This is a genomic window from Pseudomonas sp. NFX15, assembly GCF_049132105.1.
Classification (GTDB): domain Bacteria; phylum Pseudomonadota; class Gammaproteobacteria; order Pseudomonadales; family Pseudomonadaceae; genus Aquipseudomonas.
This window is the reverse complement of sequence record NZ_JAFMPV010000004.1, coordinates 328,291-346,307: the sequence shown is the minus strand read 5'-3', so window position 1 is coordinate 346,307 and position 18,017 is coordinate 328,291. Positions and strand designations below refer to the sequence as shown.

Annotated in this window: 17 protein-coding genes and 1 pseudogene; 7 read left to right on the top strand and 11 right to left on the bottom strand. The window is 60.4% G+C overall.

What is annotated here, in order from left to right:
• Positions 1-252: 252 nt before the first annotated feature.
• From argB to coaBC, 4 genes and pseudogenes are all read right to left on the bottom strand, one after another.
• Complete coding sequence (gene argB, locus J1D76_RS06960) at positions 253-1,158, bottom strand: acetylglutamate kinase (RefSeq protein WP_008047078.1); 906 nt, start codon at positions 1,156-1,158, stop codon at positions 253-255.
• 17 nt (positions 1,159-1,175) lie between these two features.
• Positions 1,176-2,552 (bottom strand): annotated as a pseudogene (locus J1D76_RS06955) (phosphomannomutase/phosphoglucomutase); the annotation flags it as partial.
• Positions 2,553-2,815: 263 nt separating this feature from the next.
• Positions 2,816-3,271, bottom strand: a complete 456-nt coding sequence (gene dut, locus J1D76_RS06950) for a dUTP diphosphatase (protein ID WP_007975171.1) — start codon at positions 3,269-3,271, stop codon at positions 2,816-2,818.
• 5 nt (positions 3,272-3,276) lie between these two features.
• Positions 3,277-4,485: a bifunctional phosphopantothenoylcysteine decarboxylase/phosphopantothenate--cysteine ligase CoaBC gene (gene coaBC, locus J1D76_RS06945; RefSeq protein WP_421137636.1), complete on the bottom strand. Its 1,209-nt coding sequence runs from the start codon at positions 4,483-4,485 to the stop codon at positions 3,277-3,279.
• Between the two features lie 134 nt (positions 4,486-4,619).
• On the opposite strand from coaBC, the gene radC reads away from it, so the two are divergent.
• Positions 4,620-5,294 carry a RadC family protein gene (radC, locus tag J1D76_RS06940; RefSeq protein WP_421137635.1) on the top strand — a complete coding sequence of 225 codons (675 nt, stop codon included), beginning with the start codon at positions 4,620-4,622 and terminating at the stop codon, positions 5,292-5,294.
• Positions 5,295-5,424: 130 nt separating this feature from the next.
• On the opposite strand, the gene J1D76_RS06935 is transcribed toward radC, so the two are convergent.
• Positions 5,425-7,011 (bottom strand): ABC transporter substrate-binding protein, encoded by a 1,587-nt coding sequence (locus J1D76_RS06935; RefSeq protein WP_421137634.1) that lies wholly within the window; start codon positions 7,009-7,011, stop codon positions 5,425-5,427.
• A 446-nt stretch (positions 7,012-7,457) separates the two neighbouring features.
• On the opposite strand from J1D76_RS06935, the gene rpmB reads away from it, so the two are divergent.
• On the top strand, positions 7,458-7,691 hold the full coding sequence (gene rpmB, locus J1D76_RS06930; RefSeq protein WP_003177273.1) for a 50S ribosomal protein L28: 234 nt from the start codon (positions 7,458-7,460) through the stop codon (positions 7,689-7,691).
• Positions 7,692-7,702: 11 nt separating this feature from the next.
• A complete protein-coding gene (rpmG, locus tag J1D76_RS06925) occupies positions 7,703-7,858 on the top strand; it encodes a 50S ribosomal protein L33 (RefSeq protein ID WP_003177274.1) in 156 nt (51 codons plus the stop codon).
• 142 nt (positions 7,859-8,000) lie between these two features.
• Here rpmG and J1D76_RS06920 read toward each other — a convergent pair whose 3' ends face one another.
• Together J1D76_RS06920 and J1D76_RS06915 are read right to left on the bottom strand one after the other, a co-directional pair.
• Complete coding sequence (locus tag J1D76_RS06920) at positions 8,001-8,213, bottom strand: hypothetical protein (RefSeq protein ID WP_347909756.1); 213 nt, start codon at positions 8,211-8,213, stop codon at positions 8,001-8,003.
• Positions 8,214-8,402: 189 nt separating this feature from the next.
• On the bottom strand, positions 8,403-8,765 hold the full coding sequence (locus J1D76_RS06915) for a cupin domain-containing protein (protein WP_421137633.1): 363 nt from the start codon (positions 8,763-8,765) through the stop codon (positions 8,403-8,405).
• Between the two features lie 234 nt (positions 8,766-8,999).
• Between J1D76_RS06915 and J1D76_RS06910 the strand changes: the two genes are divergently transcribed.
• Together J1D76_RS06910 and J1D76_RS06905 are read left to right on the top strand one after the other, a co-directional pair.
• Positions 9,000-10,493, top strand: a complete 1,494-nt coding sequence (locus J1D76_RS06910; RefSeq protein ID WP_421137632.1) for an aldehyde dehydrogenase — start codon at positions 9,000-9,002, stop codon at positions 10,491-10,493.
• A 269-nt stretch (positions 10,494-10,762) separates the two neighbouring features.
• Entirely contained in the window at positions 10,763-11,908 is a 1,146-nt protein-coding gene (locus J1D76_RS06905; protein ID WP_421137631.1) for an MFS transporter, read from the top strand.
• Positions 11,909-11,948: 40 nt separating this feature from the next.
• Here the strand turns inward: J1D76_RS06905 and J1D76_RS06900 are convergent, their stop codons facing one another.
• Complete coding sequence (locus J1D76_RS06900) at positions 11,949-13,523, bottom strand: phospholipase D family protein (protein ID WP_421137630.1); 1,575 nt, start codon at positions 13,521-13,523, stop codon at positions 11,949-11,951.
• Positions 13,524-13,583: 60 nt separating this feature from the next.
• On the bottom strand, positions 13,584-15,017 hold the full coding sequence (locus J1D76_RS06895) for a PLP-dependent aminotransferase family protein (RefSeq protein ID WP_421137629.1): 1,434 nt from the start codon (positions 15,015-15,017) through the stop codon (positions 13,584-13,586).
• A gap of 179 nt (positions 15,018-15,196) precedes the next feature.
• Between J1D76_RS06895 and J1D76_RS06890 the strand changes: the two genes are divergently transcribed.
• Positions 15,197-15,427: a DUF1127 domain-containing protein gene (locus J1D76_RS06890; protein WP_421137628.1), complete on the top strand. Its 231-nt coding sequence runs from the start codon at positions 15,197-15,199 to the stop codon at positions 15,425-15,427.
• A gap of 144 nt (positions 15,428-15,571) precedes the next feature.
• Here J1D76_RS06890 and J1D76_RS06885 read toward each other — a convergent pair whose 3' ends face one another.
• On the bottom strand, positions 15,572-16,876 hold the full coding sequence (locus J1D76_RS06885) for an NAD(P)/FAD-dependent oxidoreductase (RefSeq protein ID WP_421137627.1): 1,305 nt from the start codon (positions 16,874-16,876) through the stop codon (positions 15,572-15,574).
• A 147-nt stretch (positions 16,877-17,023) separates the two neighbouring features.
• On the opposite strand from J1D76_RS06885, the gene J1D76_RS06880 reads away from it, so the two are divergent.
• Positions 17,024-17,377: a YkgJ family cysteine cluster protein gene (locus J1D76_RS06880; RefSeq protein ID WP_421137626.1), complete on the top strand. Its 354-nt coding sequence runs from the start codon at positions 17,024-17,026 to the stop codon at positions 17,375-17,377.
• A gap of 109 nt (positions 17,378-17,486) precedes the next feature.
• On the opposite strand, the gene J1D76_RS06875 is transcribed toward J1D76_RS06880, so the two are convergent.
• Complete coding sequence (locus J1D76_RS06875) at positions 17,487-17,975, bottom strand: Lrp/AsnC ligand binding domain-containing protein (RefSeq protein ID WP_007975155.1); 489 nt, start codon at positions 17,973-17,975, stop codon at positions 17,487-17,489.
• Positions 17,976-18,017: the final 42 nt, after the last annotated feature.

Sequence of the window (18,017 nt, the reverse complement as noted above, 5' to 3'; positions counted from 1 at the left end):
GCGGTGATGCGCAAATACCTGACCGGGTTATGGGCGTGCATGCGTTCTGGAGAAGAATTTGATACGGCCAAGCTTTTCAGCGAAAAACATCTCGCGAAAGCTTGACCGTGAACAGAGTATCTACAGGGATTTCGCCGATTCTGTAGGAGCTGGCTTGCCAGCGAATGAAGCACTGCGGATCAACAGATAAGCCGCTGCAAAAAAGCCCCCGCTCAGCCAGGCCGAGCGGGGGCTTTTTGTGTGCGCTATCGCTCAAGGACGCTTGCGATTGCTGATCAAGGTGCCGACGCCGGTATCGGTGAAGATTTCCAGCAGGATCGCGTTCGGCACGCGACCGTCGATGATCAGCGAGCTGCCCACGCCGCCCTGGACCGCTTCCAGCGCGCAACGGATCTTCGGCAGCATGCCGCCATAGATGGTGCCGTCGGCGATCAGATCGTCGACCTGTTGGGTCGTCAGGCCGGTCAGGACCGTCCCTGACTTGTCCATCAGACCGGCGATGTTGGTCAGCAGCATCAACTTCTCGGCTTTCAGCGCTTCGGCGACTTTACCGGCCACCAGGTCAGCGTTGATGTTGTACGACTCGCCATTGGCGCCGACGCCGATAGGTGCGATCACCGGGATGAAATCACCTTTGACCAACAGGTTCAGCAGGTCGGTGTTGATCCCGACCACTTCGCCGACGTGGCCGATGTCGATAATTTCCGGGGTGGTCATCTCTGGGGTCTGGCGGGTGACGGTGAGCTTCTTCGCACGAATCAGCTCGGCGTCTTTACCGGTCAGGCCGATGGCGCTGCCGCCGTGACGGTTGATCAGGTTGACGATGTCCTTGTTGACCTGGCCGCCAAGGACCATTTCCACCACGTCCATGGTCGCCGCGTCGGTGACGCGCATGCCGTCGACAAAGTGGCTCTCGATCGACAGGCGCTTGAGCAGGTCACCGATTTGCGGGCCGCCGCCGTGCACGACCACAGGGTTGATGCCCACGGCCTTCATCAGCACGATGTCGCGGGCGAAGCCGGTTTTCAGCTCCTCGCTTTCCATCGCGTTGCCGCCGTATTTGATCACCAGGGTCTTGCCGACATAACGGCGGATGTAAGGCAACGCTTCGGACAGGACCTTGGCGGTGTTGGCGGCGGCTTCGCGTTCGAGGGTCATTCAGGGCTCCGGGTGAATCAGAACGGTAGTTGGAGATCAGGTGCAACACGCTTCAACTGGACTTTGAATACGTCCTTGATGCGCGAAAGTTCTGCCTCGTCATCGGCCTCGAAACGCAGCACCAGCACCGGTGTGGTGTTGGAGGCGCGAACCAGGCCCCAGCCTTTGGCGTAGTCGACTCGCACGCCGTCGATGGTGGTCAGGTCGGCGCCTGCGCCCCACTGTGCGTCGTGCAATGCATCAATGATGCTGAATTTGCTCTCTTCGGTCACATGGATATTGATTTCCGGCGTAGAAATATCGTTCGGGAAGGTCGCGAACAACTCTTCGGCCGAGGATTTTTCTTTGCTGAGGATCTCCAGCAACCGCGCGGCGCTGTAGATGCCGTCGTCGAAACCGAACCAGCGCTCCTTGAAGAAGATGTGCCCGCTCATTTCGCCGGCCAACAGGGCGCCGGTTTGCTTCATTTTCTTTTTGATCAATGAGTGACCGGTCTTCCACATGAGCGACCGGCCGCCGTATTCCTTGATCAGCGGGAACAGGCGGCGGGTGCATTTGACGTCGAAGATGATCTCGGCGCCCGGGTTGCGCGCCACCACGTCACGGGCGAACAGCATCAGCAGTCGGTCCGGGTAAACGATGCTGCCGGTGTTGGTCACCACGCCGACGCGATCGCCGTCGCCGTCGAAGGCCAGGCCGATGTCGGCGTTGGTTTCCCTGACCTTGGCGATCAGGTCGACGAGGTTTTCAGGCTTGCCCGGGTCCGGGTGATGGTTCGGGAAGTGGCCGTCGACTTCGCAGAACAGCGGGATGACTTCGCAGTTCAGTGCTTCGATCAGTTGCGGGGCGATCACGCCGGCCGCGCCGTTGCCGCAGTCCACGACGACTTTCAGGCGACGGGCCAGTTTGATGTCCTGGACGATCTCGTTGTTGTAGCGCTCGAGGATCTCGACCTGGGTGATGCTGCCCTGGCCGCTGCTCAGGTCGTTGGTCTTGAGGCGCTCGTGCAGGGCCTGGATCTGTTCGTTGGCCAGGGTGTCGCCAGCAATGACGATCTTGAACCCGTTGTAGTTCGACGGGTTGTGGCTGCCGGTGAGCATCACCCCGGATTTACCGGCCAGCACGTTGGCGGCGTAGTACAGCGCCGGTGTCGGCACCAGGCCGACATCGCTGACGTGGCAGCCGCTGTCGGCGATGCCTTTAATCAGATGCGCCACCAGTTCCGGGCCGGACAAGCGGCCATCGCGACCGACGGACACATTCGGCTCGCCCTGGGCCAGGCTCTGGGAGCCGACGGCGCGGCCGATCCAGTAAGCAGTTTCAGCATTCAGGAATTCCGGGACGGTGCCACGGATGTCATAGGCGCGGAAAATGCTGTCGGGAAATTTGGGTGCGATTTTGGCCGGGGTATTCATCTGCGGAAATGCTCCATCTCGAAAGTGGCTGGACAAACCGCCAATTCATTCGGCGGCAGGCTCAAACTGAAGGGTATGACGGCGTTTTTCACAGAGAGTTCGTGGTGTGAAAGGGCCATGACGCCCCATTCAGCAAGGGTTGAGCCGGGCAATGCCTTGATTTTCAGTGCTAAATCTTGCAGATGACAATTTGAATTTTGCGCTGAGAAGCCAGGCCCATCAGCGCCATCAATCCTGTCGAATCAGCGAGTACCGGTATGGCCGAAACCGCCGGTACCACGCTCAGTCTCAACAAACTCTTCAACCATCTCGAAGTGAGCCTGTACCACCGGTACCAGCACTAGTTGTGCCAGGCGCTCGCCGACGGGCATGGTGAATTCGGTCTGGCCACGGTTCCAGCAAGAAACCATCAGCGGGCCCTGGTAATCGGAGTCGATCAGGCCGACAAGGTTGCCCAGCACGATGCCGTGCTTATGGCCCATGCCCGAGCGTGGCAGGATCAGCGCTGCCAGATTCGGGTCGCCGATGTAGACCGACAGGCCGGTAGGGATCAGCACGGTTTCACCCGGCTTGATCACGGTGTCCTGCTCCAGCATGGCGCGCAGGTCGAGACCGGCGGAGCCCGGTGTGGCGTATTGCGGCAGCGGGAATTCGGTACCGATGCGGGGGTCGAGGATCTTGGCTTGCAAAGCGTGCATGTAGATTAAACCTGGTTCAGACGTTCGGCGATAAAGGTGACCAGTTGGCGAGCAATCTTGCTCTTGCTGGTCTGGGCGAAAACAGTGGCATGAAGTGCACGGTCGATCACGCTGCAGGCGTTTTCTTCGCTGTTGAAACCAATGCTCGGGTTGGCGACGTCGTTGGCGACGATCAAATCGAGGTTCTTGTCTTTCAACTTGCGCGCTGCGTAATCGAGCAGGTGTTCGGTCTCGGCGGCGAAGCCGACACTGAACGGGCGGTCAGGACGGGTGGCGATGGTTGCCAGGATGTCCGGGTTGCGGACCATTTGCAGGACGAAACCGTCGCCGCTTGTAGGGTCTTTCTTAAGTTTTTGTGGGGCGACGACTTCCGGGCGGTAATCCGCGACCGCAGCCGAGGCGATGAAGATGTCGCAAGGCATCGTGGCTTCGCATGCCGCGAGCATGTCGCGCGCACTGACCACGTCGATGCGCGTGACGCGATCCGGCGTCGGCAAGTGCACCGGGCCGCTGATCAGGGTGACGCGGGCGCCGGCTTCTACCGCCGCTTCGGCCAGGGCAAAGCCCATTTTGCCGGAGCTGTGGTTGGTGATGTACCGCACCGGGTCGATGTTTTCCTGGGTCGGGCCGGCGGTAATCACCACGTGCTTGCCGGTCAGGGCCTGGCGCTGGAAGCAGTCGGCTGCGCATTGCGCCAGTTCCAGGGCTTCGAGCATGCGGCCCAGGCCGACGTCGCCGCAGGCCTGGCTGCCGGAGGCCGGGCCGAAGACCTTGATGTCGCGGCTTTCGAGGGTTTGCAGGTTGGCCTGGGTCGACGGGTCGCGCCACATGGCCTGGTTCATCGCCGGGGCCACGGCGACGACGGCGTCGGTGGCCAGCACCAGCGTTGTCAGCAGGTCGTTGGCGATGCCTTGGGCCAGGCGGGCGATCAGGTCCGCAGTGCCTGGGGCGATCAGCACCAGATCAGCCCATTTGGCCAGTTCGATGTGGCCCATGGCCGCTTCGGCCGCGGGGTCAAGCAGGTCCAGGTGGACCGGGTGCCCGGACAGGGCCTGCATGGTCAGCGGGGTGATGAACTCGGCACCGCCACGGGTCATGACCACGCGCACTTCGGCGCCCTGGTCGATCAGGCGGCGAACCAGGTCGGCGCTCTTGTAGGCGGCGATACCGCCGCCGACGCCCAGAACAATGCGTTTCCGATACAGCCGCTGCATAGGCCTGCCTTTCAATTCGTGGGTGACATACGTGGCGAAACCCCCTCCCCAGGGTGAATTCGCCCGCTAAAAAGATGGGCTACGATATCACAGCGACCGCTACGGAACAGCGGGCTTACAGACAGGGAGAGGCTATGAGTATTCGGGATTGGCCAGTGGCGGAGCGGCCGCGGGAGCGGTTACTTGAACAGGGGCCGGCAAGCCTTTCAGATGCCGAGTTGCTGGCGATTTTCTTGCGCACAGGCGTGGTGGGCAAAAGTGCCGTGGACTTGGCGCGGCACCTGCTGAGTGAATTTGGCAGCTTGCGTTCGCTGCTTGAGGCGGACCAGCAAACGTTCAGCGGGCAACTGGGGCTCGGCCCGGCAAAGTTTGCGCAACTGCAGGCCGCGCAGGAAATGAGCCGGCGTCATCTGGCCGAGCGGGCGTGTCAAAAGTCGGCGCTGGAAAACCCTCAGGCGGTGCGTGATTACCTCAAATCGATGCTGCGCCACGAGCCGCATGAGGTCTTTGGCTGCCTGTTTCTCGACTCACGGCATCAGGTGTTGACGTTCGAGAAACTGTTTCGCGGTTCCATCGACTACACCACCGTGCACCCGCGCCAAGTGGTCAAGCGCGCGTTGGCCCACAATGCTGCGGCGCTGATTCTGTGCCACAACCATCCGTCAGGTAACCCCGACCCCAGTCAGGCCGACCGAGTGCTGACTCAACGTTTGCAAAAAGCGTTGGAGTTGATCGACGTGCGGGTGCTCGACCATTTCATCATCGGGGACGGCGATCCGTTGTCGATGGCGGAGTATGGGTGGATGTAGTTCTGAAGGGAGAATACAAATCCAGTGTAGGAGTGAGCCTGCTCGCGATGACGTTGTGTCAGTCACTTGGACGGTAACTGAAAGAATGCAATCGCGAGCAGGCTCACTCCTACAGGTTGTGTATGGCGGATTACTTGATGTTGACCTTCGAGTAATCCTGCCGCCCAAACGGGCTGACCGAGTACCCCTCGACATCCTTGCGTGTCAGCGCGAAGGCCGTCGGATGGGCCAGCGGCAACCACAGCGCCTGCTGCTGGATCTGCGCCTGCGCCTGTTCGTAGAGCTTGGTCCGTACGCCTTGCTCGCCAGTGGTCTTGCCAGCGCTGATCAGCTTGTCCAGGTCGGCATTGCAGTAACGGGCGAAGTTGGTGCCGGACTTGACCGCTGCGCAGGAAAACTGCGGCGTGAGGAAGTTGTCCGGGTCGCCGTTGTCGCCGGCCCAGCCCATGAATAGCAGGTCATGCTCGCCGGCCTTGGCGCGGCGGATCAACTCGCCCCATTCGATCACGCGGATTTCGGCCTGGATGCCGATTTCTGCAAGATCCGACTGAAGCAATTGCGCACCCAGGCTTGGGTTCGGGTTAAGCAGGCTGCCGGAAGGGCGGGTCCAGAGGGTGGTCTGGAAGCCATCCTTGAGCCCGGCCTTGGCCATCAAGGCCTTGGCCTTCTCGATGTCGTGAGGGTAACCCGGCAGGTTTTTCGCGTAGCTCCAGGTGTTCGGTGGGTAGGGGCCGTTGGCGGCCTCGGCAGTGTCTTCGAACACGGCCTTGATGTAGTTGGCCTTGTCGAAGGCCAGGTTGATGGCCTGACGCACTTCGGGCTTGTCCAATGGCGGGTGCTGGCTGTTGATGCCGACGAACGCGGTCATGAACGCGTCAGTTTTTTCGACTTTCAAGGTCGGCTCTTTCAGCGCTTCCTGTACGTCCAGCGGCTTGGGCGACAGGGCGATCTGGCATTCGTTACGGCGCAACTTCTGCAGGCGCACGTTGGCGTCCGGCGTGATGGCGAAGATCAGCGGGTCTACAGAAGGTTTACCGCCGAAGTAATCAGGGTTGGCCTTGTAGCGAACCGAGGCGTCCTTCTGGAAACGGGTAAATACGAACGGCCCGGTGCCGATTGGCTGGCTGTTGAGTTTCTCCGGCGTGCCGGCCTTCATCAGTTTGTCCGCGTACTCGGCCGAATAGATCGAGGCGAAGCCCATGCTCAGGGTCGCCAGGAAAGTCGAGTCCGGGTGGTCGAGGGTGAAACGCACGGTTTGCGGGTCGAGGGCGTCGATCTTCTTGATCAGTGCAGGCAACTGCATCGATTGCGCATGGGGGAAACCGCTTTGGGCGACTTTGTGCCACTCGTTGGCCGGGTCGAGCATGCGGTCGAAGCTGAAGATCACGTCTTCGGCACTCAAGTCGCGGGTTGGGGTGAAGTAGTCCGTGCGGTGGAATTTCACCTGCGGATGCAACTTGAAGACGTAGGTCAGGCCATCGGGGCTGACTTCCCAGCTGTCGGCGAGGCTGGCGACCACTTTGCCGCTGGCGGTGTCGAAGTCCACCAGGCGATTCATCAGCACGTCGGCCGAGGCGTTGGTGGTGGTCAGCGAGTTGTACTGCACCACGTCGAACCCTTCCGGGCTGGCCTCGGTGCAGACGCTCAGGGCGGCAGCAAAGGCCATAGGGCTCAACAGGAGAGGGGCGAGCAACAGCGGTAGGGCAGCGAGGCGCATGGTCGGCTTCCTTTACAGATCGAAGGCCCATCTGCAAGTGCAGTCTGGAAAAGGCTTACCCTAGTGGGCTCTTTTGCAAATGACTATCCCCTTTTTCATTTTGAGGGGACTATAGGCGCCTGAATTTGCTGTGAGGCGGGCGAGCAAAACCCTCGATTGGCCAGTTGGCTGATTCTCTGCGACGAGCGGTCGACATCGGCGATAGCCTTTGTCCAAGGCGCTCAGAGCCAGGAAAATGGGGTTTTTATGAATTCGCCGCACACTGAATGTTGTTGCTCTCCAGTCTTTCTGGTATAAAGCAGCGCTCTTTTCTAGGGGCCCGGTTCCTTCACTGTAGGTGTAGCCGGTAAGACCTCTAAAGAAACGCGGCGCCTGGCGCCAAATGACTGAGAGATTAAGCGGCCAACCCATGCCGGGTTGGGCATGTGGTTTTAGAGGGCTGAGGCATGTCTAGAGTATGTCAAGTTACCGGTAAGGGTCCGGTGACTGGGAATAACATTTCCCACGCAAACAACAAAACCCGTCGTCGTTTCCTGCCGAACCTGCAGCATCACCGCTTCTGGGTTGAAGAAGAGAAACGTTTCGTGCGTCTGCGCGTATCTGCCAAAGGCATGCGCATCATCGACAAGCGTGGCATCAGTGTCGTGCTGGCCGAACTTCGTCGCGATGGCAAGGTTTAAGGGAGCTAATCATGCGTGAATTGATTCGTTTGATTTCGAGCGCCGGTACTGGTCACTTCTACACTACCGACAAGAACAAGCGTACTACCCCGGACAAAATCGAGATCAAGAAATATGATCCGGTTGTTCGCAAGCACGTGATCTACAAAGAAGGCAAAATCAAGTAATTGATTTTTCCCTCTTACGAAAAAGGCCCGTATCGCGAGATACGGGCCTTTTTTGTTGTGCTTGAAAAAGCGGGTGGCGCTTCGGCCTGTTCAAGTCACAGCGCTTCAGTGCTGAGTAGAGCGATGCATGGCTTGGCGCAAATCAATTGCCCATGGTGACATGGGTGATGATTTCGTTTTCAACCAGCAGATTGATCCGTGCGGGATTGTAGTCCTTGCTCATGATGAACCCGATGCCCCTTGGGCGTACCGCCAGCCCGGTCTTGTTGGCGAGCTCTCCACGCAGCTCTTCGGAATATTGTCGGCCGATGTACTGAATGGCTGTGTCCAGGTGTTGTTTCAAGTCAATGGTCATTTACCGCTTCCTTGCAATGAGTGAGTGAGCGAAATTGCTCCCGTCATCCGTCTTGGATGCCGTGCAGAAATACTGGAGCAGCTCCGGTCATTTATCACCTGTTGTACTGTGTCGCGATGTTTGCCGGGGCTCGCCCATGAAAAAGCCCGTCACAAAGGACGGGCTTTCGGGTATTGCGATGGTCTTGCTTCAAGCCTTCTGTTCAAACGCCACGTAGATCTTGCGGCATGGCTCCAGCACTTCCCAGGTGCCTTTGAACCCGGCGGGGATCACGAAGCGGTCGCCGGCGCGCAGGGTCTTGGCATTGCCCTCGCTGTCACGCAGCACCGAAACCCCTTGCTGAATCTCGCAGTATTCGTGTTCGGTGAAGTTCACTGTCCACTGCCCGACTCCGCCTTCCCACACACCAGCGTTCAACTGGCCACAAGGGCTGTTGTAGTGGTTGTAAACGGTTTGTTCCGGGTCGCCCTTGAGCACCTTGGCTGCGTCCGGGCGGTAGCGCTCGGCGGCGGTGGTGGCCTGGCTGAAGTCGACGACGTTCTGGATGTTCATTGTTGTTATCCCCCGTGATTACGGCGCGAGTGGTGAAAAGATTCAAAGTCTATGTTTATTAAAATGAACATCGCAAGGCCGTTTGCCTGCGTTATGTCAAATATATTGAAACTTTGTGTGCGGCTGGTTTAGGGTGGCGGATGCCTTGGGCCGAACAGCAGGCTGGCCGGGCAGAATTCCTGACAGCGCCCGCGAAGAACGCGGGTGTCGTATCAATAAGAGGAGGACACTCGCATGACCACCCTGACCCGTGCCGATTGGGAACAACGCGCCAAAGACCTGAAAATCGAAGGCCGCGCCTATATCAATGGCGAATACACCGACTCGGTCTCCGGCGAGACGTTCGAGTGCATCAGCCCGGTCGATGGCCGCCTGCTGGGCAAGATTGCCAGCTGTGACGTTGCCGATGCCCAGCGCGCTGTGGAAAACGCCCGCGCCACCTTCAATTCCGGCGCCTGGTCACGCCTGGCGCCGACCAAACGCAAAGCCACCATGATCCGTTTCGCCGGCCTGCTGAAACAGCACGCCGAAGAACTGGCCCTGCTTGAAACCCTGGACATGGGCAAGCCAATCAGCGATTCCCTGTACATCGACGTTCCTGGCGCTGCGCAAGCGCTGAGCTGGAGCGGCGAAGCCATCGACAAGATCTACGACGAAGTTGCCGCCACTCCGCATGATCAACTGGGGCTGGTGACCCGTGAACCAGTGGGCGTGGTCGGCGCCATCGTGCCATGGAACTTCCCGTTGATGATGGCCTGCTGGAAACTCGGCCCGGCGCTGTCCACCGGTAACTCGGTGATCCTCAAGCCGTCCGAAAAATCGCCGCTGACCGCCATCCGCATCGCGCAACTGGCTGTCGAAGCCGGCATCCCGAAAGGCGTGCTCAACGTGCTGCCGGGCTACGGTCACACCGTCGGCAAGGCCCTGGCCCTGCACAACGATGTCGACACCCTGGTGTTCACCGGTTCGACCAAGATCGCCAAGCAACTGCTGATCTACTCCGGCGAATCGAACATGAAGCGCGTCTGGCTCGAAGCTGGCGGCAAGAGCCCGAACATCGTGTTCGCCGATGCACCGAACCTGCAGGAAGCGGCCGAAGCCGCGGCGGGCGCTATCGCCTTCAACCAAGGCGAAGTCTGCACCGCCGGTTCGCGCCTGCTGGTGGAGCGTTCGATCAAGGACAAATTCCTGCCGCTGGTGATCGAAGCGTTGAAAACATGGAAGCCGGGCAACCCGCTGGACCCAGCGACCAATGTCGGCGCGCTGGTCGATACGCAGCAGATGAACACCGTGCTGTCCTACATCGAATCCGGCCATGCCGACGGCGCCAAGCTGGTGGCCGGTGGTAAGCGTACGCTGCAGGAAACCGGCGGCACCTACGTTGAGCCAACGATTTTCGACGGCGTGAGCAACGCGATGAAAATCGCCCAGGAAGAGATCTTCGGCCCAGTGCTGTCGGTCATCGCTTTCGACAACGCCGAAGAAGCCATTGCCATCGCCAACGACACGCCGTATGGCCTGGCCGCGGCAGTCTGGACGGCCGACATCTCCAAGGCGCACCTGACCGCTCGTGCACTGCGTGCCGGTAGCGTGTGGGTCAACCAGTACGATGGCGGCGACATGACCGCGCCGTTCGGTGGCTTCAAGCAGTCGGGCAACGGCCGCGACAAGTCGCTGCACGCGTTCGACAAATACACCGAGCTGAAGGCAACCTGGATCAAGTTGTAAGCCGTTAAGGCAGGCCTGCTTTAACGGCAGGCCTGCCGAACGACGCAGATCCCCTGTGGGAGCGAGCCTTGTGGTGAGGGGGCTTGCCCCCGTTCGGCCGTGGAGCAGACGCAAAACCATTGCACGCGGCGTATTTGATGCGCCGCAATTGCAGGTTTTGGGGCCGCTTCGCGACCCAGCGGGGGCAAGCCCCCTCGCCACTAAGGCTCGCTCCCACAGTGTTTTGTGGCGTTTGTAAAAAACAATAATTATCCACAGGAGCGTGGAACATGCGTTGGGCGACGTATTTTGCCGTGTTGGCGTCTGTCTTGAGTGTCGGCCTGGCCCTGGGCGTCAGCATGCCGCTGGTGTCGTTTCGCCTGGAAAGCTGGGGCTACGGCTCGTTTGCTATTGGCGTGATGGCGGCGATGCCGGCCATCGGCGTGTTGTTGGGGGCGAAAATCTCCAGTCATCTGGCGGCGCGCTTCGGCACGGCCAACCTGATGCGCCTGTGCCTGTGGGCCGGGGCGGTGTCCATCGGCTTGCTCGCATTGTTGCCGAGTTATCCGATCTGGCTGGTGCTGCGATTGATGATCGGGGTGATCCTGACCCTGGTGTTCATCATCGGTGAAAGCTGGATCAATCAATTGGTGGTCGAACAATGGCGCGGGCGGCTGGTGGCGCTGTATGGCAGCAGCTACGCGTTGAGTCAGTTGGCCGGCCCGGTATTGCTGGGCTTGCTGGGCACCGAACACGATTATGGCTTTTGGGTCGGTGTCGGCTTGCTGATGGCGGCACCGTTCCTGTTGCTGGGCCGCAGTGGTGCGCCGAGTAGCGAAGCCAGCAGCGTGACCCTGCGGGATTTGCTTGAGTTCTGCCGCGGGCTGCCGGCGATTGCCTGGGCGGTGTCGCTGTTCGCCGCATTCGAGGCGATGATTTTGACGCTGCTGCCGGTGTACTGCCTGCGCCAGGGTTTTTCCACGGAGATCGCACTGGCGATGGTCAGTACGGTGGTGGTCGGCGATGCGGTGCTGCAATTGCCGATTGGTGCGTTGGCTGATCGCTTGTCGCGGCGGGCGTTGTTTACCGGTTGTGCGGTCATCTTGCTGGGGGCGAGCCTGGCGATTCCGATGTTGATCGACACGTTGTTGATCTGGCCGCTGTGGGTGTTGTTTGGCGCCAGCGCCGGTGGGTTGTTCACCTTGTCGCTGATCCTGATTGGCGAGCGTTATCGGGACGATGCGTTGGTCCGGGCCAATGCGCACATCGCCCAGCTGTGGGGCATTGGTTGCTTGATCGGGCCGCTGCTGGCCGGTGCGGGCAGCCAGTGGATCAGCGGGCATGCGTTGCCGTTGCTGATGGCGGTGGGGGCCTTGGGGGTATTGATCGTAGTGTCGCGGCAAGGGGCGTTTGGTCCTGTTGCAGAACCAGCCTAAGGAACTCCAAGCTCCCTCGCCACAATGGATCATTGGCTGCTTACAGCATCCTCTCCAACCCAACCGTAGTGCTCAGCCACGCATTGAACCGTCGCCACCAGCCCGCCGGTTCCTCGGTCAGGGTGTGCATCTGGCCGTCGTCCTCGGTGACCCATACGATTTGGTCGTTTTCCAGTTCCACCTGATAACTCAGGGCGGGCGACATGCCTTGCAGGGCCAGTTCGCGAACCCGGGCGGCCAGCTCGGGGCTGTCCACCAGCACACCGACTTCGGTGTTCCACAGCACCGAACGCGGGTCGAAGTTGAACGAGCCGATGAAGGATTTCTGCTGGTCAAAAATAATCGCCTTGCTGTGCAGGCTGGAGTCCGAGCCGCGATAGGAGCCGCCGGAAAACAGATGCGGCCCGCTACCGCTGCCGCCGCCTTCACCCGGCTGTCGGCGCAATTCGTACAGCTTCACGCCATGCTCCAGCAACGCCTTGCGGTAGGGCGCGTAGCCGCCGTGAACGGCCGGCACATCCGTGGCTTCCAGAGAGTTGGTGAGTAATCTCACCGACACCCCGGCATCGGCGCGACCGGTCAGGTACACCAATCCTGGCTGGCCGGGCACGAAGTAGGCCGAGATCATGATCAGCTCTTTGCTGACACGCTGGAGTTCAGGGGCCAGTTGCGTGGTCAGCAGCAATTGCGGGTCGGGTTCGCCCTTGGCCAGCACTTTGCTCGGCGCATCCCACAGGGCCTGGTTCCACGCCCAGATCAGCTCGCGGCGCCAGATGTCCAGGCGCGGGTGGGTGGCGAAGGTCATCAGGTGCTGATAGAGCGCGTGATTCTGTTGGCGGGTTTGCGCAAGGGACGCTTCCAGTCGGGCCCGGCTGTCTTGCAGGTCTTGAGCCGTCGGTTTGCTCGACATGAAGGCATCGATCGGCTTGCTGAGCGCACTGTTCCAGTACTGGTCGAAACTGTGCCCGAGCTGTTCGGCCACCGGGCCGACGCTGAGCATGTCGATGTCGGTGAAGTTCCTGTCGGGTTCGGCATCGAAGTACTCGTCCCCCAGGTTGCGCCCGCCGACGATGGCCATGCTGTTGTCAGCCAGCCACAGCTTGTTGTGCATGCGTCGATGTTGTTGCGACAGGTTGAACAGCCGTCCCACGGTGCGCGTCACGCCGGTGCTGCGGCCCAGGTTCAGTGGATTGAACACACGGATCTGGATGTGCGGGTGGGCGGCGAGGGTGGCGATCACCCGGTCGAGACCGTCGCTGGCGGTGTCGTCGAGCAGGACGCGCACGCGTACACCACGGTCGGCGGCCTTGAGCAGTTCTTCGATCAACATGCGCGTGCTGATGCCGTCGTGGACGATGTAGTACTGCAAGTCAAGGCTGCTTTGGGCATTGCGGATCAGCTCGGCGCGCGCGGTGAAGGCTTCGGTGCTGTCCGACAGCAGGCGAAAGCCGGATTGTCCCTGATGGGTCGCCGCTTGTGCCTGGACCGAGCGACCGAATGCCGAATCTGACGCTGGCAACGCCTGGCTGGGTTCATGCTGCACGTCAAAACTGGCGCAACCACTCAGGAACGAGGCGAGTAGCAGAAAAGCAAGCAGGGGCTGTCTGACTCTCACGTAGGATCGTTCCGTTTGGCGGCGCAGATAGGCATATGGACGCTGATTCCCGAATAAAAGTCAGTCGCTGAACTGATCGGTTTCCGCCAGCAGCTGGATCGCTGTCGCCCCGACCTTGCGCACCGCTTCTTCGATCTGCGGTGTTGGTTTGGCAGCGTAGTTCATGCGCAGGCAATTGCGGTACTTGCCCGAGGCAGAAAAGATGCTGCCCACGGCAATCTGTACGCCCTGGTCATGCAGGGCACGATTCAGTTTCAGGGTGTCAAAGCTTTCCGGCAGCTCGACCCACAGCATGAAGCTGCCTTGCGGGCGGCTGGCGCGGGTGCCGGCCGGAAAGTAGCGGGTGACCCAGTCGATCATCAGGTCGCGATTGCGTTGGTATTGCGTACGCATCCGCCGCAAATGCGGCTCGAAATGACCACCCTTGAGAAACTCGGCGATGGCGATCTGCGGCTGTGGCGCGGTGGAACCGGTGCTGATGTATTTCATGTGCAGCACCCGTTCCAGATAACGGCCGGGCGCGACCCAACCGATGCGCAGGCCTGGCGCCAGGGTCTTGGAAAACGAACTGCACAGCAGCACGCGGCCGTCTTCGTCGAAGGACTTGATGGTGCGCGGGCGCGGGTAGGTATAGGCCAGTTCGCCATACACATCGTCCTCAATGATCGCCACGTCAAACCGCTGGGCAAGCGTCAACAACGCGCGTTTGCGCGACTCCGGCATGATATAGCCCAGCGGGTTGTTGCAGTTGGGGGTCAACTGTATGACCTTGATCGGCCATTGCTCCAGGGCCAGTTCCAGCGCTTCGAGGCTGATGCCGGTCAGCGGGTCCGTGGGGATTTCCAGGGCCTTCATGCCCAGGCCCTTGAGGGTCTGCATGGCGCCGTGAAAGCTCGGCGAATCCACCGCGACGATGTCGCCCGGCTCGCAAATCGCCCGAATGCTGGTGGACAGCGCTTCATGGCAACCGGTGGTCACCACCAGGTCGCCGGGGCCCAATTGGCAGCCGGAATCGAGCATCAGGCGCGCGATCTGTTCGCGCAGTTCGAGGTTGCCGTGGATGTTGTCGTAATAAAGGCCGGGCATGTCCTGCCGCCGACTGATCCGCGCCAAATCGCGCAGCAGCGGTTTCATGGTCGGGCTGGTGACGTCCGGCATGCCGCGCCCCAGTTGCACCACGTCTTTGCGCGGCACAGCGCGAATCAGTTCCAATACCTGGTCCCACTGGGAAATGTCTACCGGCCGTTGGGCCGGGCGGCCGATCGCGGGCAGGTCAGGCAATTCACGGCTGGCCGGGACGAAGTAGCCGGACTTGGGCCGTGGCATGGCCAGGCCGCTGTCTTCCAGTACCCGATAGGCCTGCTGCACCGTGCTCAGGCTCACACCGTGCTCGACGCTCAAGGCCCGCACCGAGGGCAGCCGGTCGCCGGGGCGATAGAAGCCCTGTTCGATTCGCGTGCCGAGCAATTCGGCGAGGTTGACGTAAAGGGTCATGATGCAGCCTCGAAGCAGGTGAGTCGGTTAACCAGTACAGATCAGGCAAAAAATCAGGATTCAGTGGTGGAAACGGCAAAACTGTATGGAGTTAATACAGTTGCTTTGAATCTGTAACGATTTTTGTCGCCCACGCATCATGGAACCTCTGGCTACCCAAGTAAACAGGAGCATCCAAGATGAACGGTTTGAGCGATGTGCGGCTGACGTTACACAGTCAGGAACTGACGGCAGGGCAGAAGGCGGACATGCGCAATGCGTCGTCTGGCGAGAATCGTTGGGACCTGTTCTGGCGTCGGCTGCATACGCGCAAGGCGTTGCTGACGCTGACGGCCGATCAGCTCAAGGACATCGGGCTGACGCGGGAGCAGGCGCGGGAGGAGGGGCTTAAGCCGTTCTGGCGGATCTGATTTATTCAGTGTTCTTTAGGGCCTCTTCTCTGGCAAGCCAGCTCCTACGGTGAGGGGTGGTGTACACAACAAGTGTGCTCACCGCCGAACCCCCGTAGGAGCTGGCTTGCCAGCGAAGGCGTCGGAACTGGCGCAACCCATCTTTCAGACCCACTCTTTCATCCGATGCCACAACATCCCCAACGCCAACAACGGCGAACGCAAATGCTTGCCGCCAGGGAAGGTGATGTGCGGCACCTTGGCAAACAAATCGAAGCCACCGCTGTGCTGCCCGCTGATCGCTTCGGCCAGCAATTTGCCCGCCAGGTGCGTGGCGTTCACGCCATGACCGGAATAGGCCTGGGCGTAATACACGTTCGGCTGATCCTTGAGCCGTCCGATCTGCGGCAGGCGGTTGGCGCCGATACCGATCATGCCGCCCCATTGATAGTCGATCTTCACACCGGCCAGTTGCGGGAAGACTTCGAGCATTTTCGGGCGCATGTACGCGGCGATGTCTTTCGGGTCGCGGCCCGAGTAATGGCAGGCGCCGCCGAACAGCAGGCGCCGGTCCGCCGAGAGCCGGTAGTAATCCAGCGCCACGCGTTGGTCGCACACCGCCATGTTCTGCGGTAACAGGGCGTGGGCCTGAGCTTCGCTCAAAGGCTCGGTGGCGATGATGTAGCTGCCGGCGGGCAGGACTTTGCCGCTGAGTTGCGGGTTTAGATTGTTGAGGTAGGCGTTGCAGCCCAGCACCAGGGTTTTGGCGCGCACCGAACCTTCGACGGTGTGGACCTTGACCTCGGGACCATAGTCGATGCGGGTGACGGCCGACTGTTCGAACAGTTTCACGCCCAATTGCTGCGCGGCAGCGGCTTCGCCCAACGCCAGGTTGAGTGGGTGCAGGTGCCCTGAGCCCATGTCGATCAAGCCGCCGACATAGCGTTTCGAACCAACCACAGTGTGCATCTCGTTGGCTTGCAGCAAGCGAGTCTCGTAGCGATAGCCGAGGCCGCGTAGCTCCTCGGCATCTTCTGCGAAACCTTCCAGATCCTTGGGCTTGTTGGCCAGGTCGCAATAACCCCAGGTCAGGTCACAGGGGATCTGGAAGCGCTCGACCCGTTGCCGGACGATTTCCACAGCTTGCAGGCCCATGAGTTTCATTTGCCGCACACCGTCGACGCCGATGACATTGGCAAACTGATCGAGACCATGACCGACGCCGCGAATCAACTGCCCGCCGTTGCGGCCGCTGGCGCCCCAACCGATTTTATGGGCTTCCAGCAGCACTGCACTGAGGCCACGCTCGGCCAGCTCAAGCGCCGTGTTCAACCCCGAGAACCCACCGCCTACCACACAGACATCGGCCAGGACTTCGCCCTTGAGCACCGGGTGTTCGGGCTGCGGCAGACTGCTGGCGGCGTAGTAGGAAGCGGCGTGGCGGGCAGGCTGTTGGGCACGGGCATTCATGTGCGGAGTCCTGATTCGGATGTTTAGAAAATTTGACGGAGCATAAGCCGGACCTTCCCGCACGGGCAACATTGGTCGGCTGGCGCTGTCTGGATCGGGGCTTTTGCGTCAGAATCGCGCTCTACTCCGCTTTTGGTCACCGCTGCAATGAGCTGCAACAGCCAGACAATCCGCACCTTGCGCCAGCAGATTCCCTCATTCGAGTGCGTGCCCGGCTGCCATGACTGCTGCGGACCGGTAACCACCTCGCCGGAAGAAATGTCACGCCTGCCGCGCAAGACCCGCGCCGAGCAAGATGCCGCCATGGACGAGCTCAACTGTGTGCACCTGGGGCCGAACGGTTGCACGGTGTATGGCGAGCGGCCGCTGATCTGCCGATTGTTCGGCACCACCAAGACCTTGCCATGCCCCAATGGACGTGGGCCGGTGGAACTGATTCATCCGCGGGTGGAGAAGCAGGTGTTTGAGTACATGGCTGCAAACCGGCAGGTGTTGGTCTAAAAGACCGAGTCGCTGGCCTTCGCGAGCAGGCTCGCTCCTACAAGGGATTTTCGTCGCTCACAGATCCAATGTGGGAGCCAGCCTGCTGGCGATGGCAGCAGCACAAATGTCAGTCCGGAATCGGCAGGGTCAAACTCTCCTTCACCTCTTCCATCACGATATAGCTCTTGGACTCGCGCACATGCGGCAGCTTGAGCAGGATGTCGCCCAGCAATTTGCGGTACGAGGCCATCTCGGAAATCCGCGCCTTCACCAAGTAGTCGAAATCCCCTGACACCAGGTGACATTCCAGCACATGGGGCAGTTTCAGCACTGCGCGTCGGAACTCCTCGAAAGTATCGCCGGACTTGTAATCCAGGCTGATCTCGACGAACACCAGCAGGCTACCCTTGAGGTGTTGCGGATTGAGCCTGGCGTTGTAGCCCATGATGATCCCTTCGCGCTCCAGACGCCGGACCCGCTCAGTACAGGGCGTGGTCGAGAGCCCGACCTTTTCCCCAAGCTCTGTAAACGAAATCCGCCCGTCCGCTTGCAGGATCCGCAGGATATTGCGGTCGATCTTGTCCAGCTCACGTTTGGTCTGAGTGTTGGTACGCATAGGGGATGCGCCTCCGTGAAAAGGGTTTTTGCCGAGAATTGT

What these genes read in the sequence shown, in the direction of transcription:
- J1D76_RS06935 (WP_421137634.1), bottom strand. Translation starts at nt 7,011, where the DNA reads ATGCGCCTCGCTGCCCTACCGCTGTTGCTCGCCCCTCTCCTGTTGAGC.
- J1D76_RS06890 (WP_421137628.1), top strand. Translation starts at nt 15,197, where the DNA reads ATGAACGGTTTGAGCGATGTGCGGCTGACGTTACACAGTCAGGAACTG.
- radC (WP_421137635.1), top strand. Translation starts at nt 4,620, where the DNA reads ATGAGTATTCGGGATTGGCCAGTGGCGGAGCGGCCGCGGGAGCGGTTA.
- J1D76_RS06895 (WP_421137629.1), bottom strand. Translation starts at nt 15,017, where the DNA reads ATGACCCTTTACGTCAACCTCGCCGAATTGCTCGGCACGCGAATCGAA.
- J1D76_RS06910 (WP_421137632.1), top strand. Translation starts at nt 9,000, where the DNA reads ATGACCACCCTGACCCGTGCCGATTGGGAACAACGCGCCAAAGACCTG.
- J1D76_RS06920 (WP_347909756.1), bottom strand. Translation starts at nt 8,213, where the DNA reads ATGACCATTGACTTGAAACAACACCTGGACACAGCCATTCAGTACATC.
- argB (WP_008047078.1), bottom strand. Translation starts at nt 1,158, where the DNA reads ATGACCCTCGAACGCGAAGCCGCCGCCAACACCGCCAAGGTCCTGTCC.
- rpmB (WP_003177273.1), top strand. Translation starts at nt 7,458, where the DNA reads ATGTCTAGAGTATGTCAAGTTACCGGTAAGGGTCCGGTGACTGGGAAT.
- coaBC (WP_421137636.1), bottom strand. Translation starts at nt 4,485, where the DNA reads ATGCAGCGGCTGTATCGGAAACGCATTGTTCTGGGCGTCGGCGGCGGT.
- J1D76_RS06905 (WP_421137631.1), top strand. Translation starts at nt 10,763, where the DNA reads ATGCGTTGGGCGACGTATTTTGCCGTGTTGGCGTCTGTCTTGAGTGTC.
- J1D76_RS06915 (WP_421137633.1), bottom strand. Translation starts at nt 8,765, where the DNA reads ATGAACATCCAGAACGTCGTCGACTTCAGCCAGGCCACCACCGCCGCC.
- J1D76_RS06880 (WP_421137626.1), top strand. Translation starts at nt 17,024, where the DNA reads ATGAGCTGCAACAGCCAGACAATCCGCACCTTGCGCCAGCAGATTCCC.
- J1D76_RS06875 (WP_007975155.1), bottom strand. Translation starts at nt 17,975, where the DNA reads ATGCGTACCAACACTCAGACCAAACGTGAGCTGGACAAGATCGACCGC.
- J1D76_RS06885 (WP_421137627.1), bottom strand. Translation starts at nt 16,876, where the DNA reads ATGAATGCCCGTGCCCAACAGCCTGCCCGCCACGCCGCTTCCTACTAC.
- rpmG (WP_003177274.1), top strand. Translation starts at nt 7,703, where the DNA reads ATGCGTGAATTGATTCGTTTGATTTCGAGCGCCGGTACTGGTCACTTC.
- dut (WP_007975171.1), bottom strand. Translation starts at nt 3,271, where the DNA reads ATGCACGCTTTGCAAGCCAAGATCCTCGACCCCCGCATCGGTACCGAA.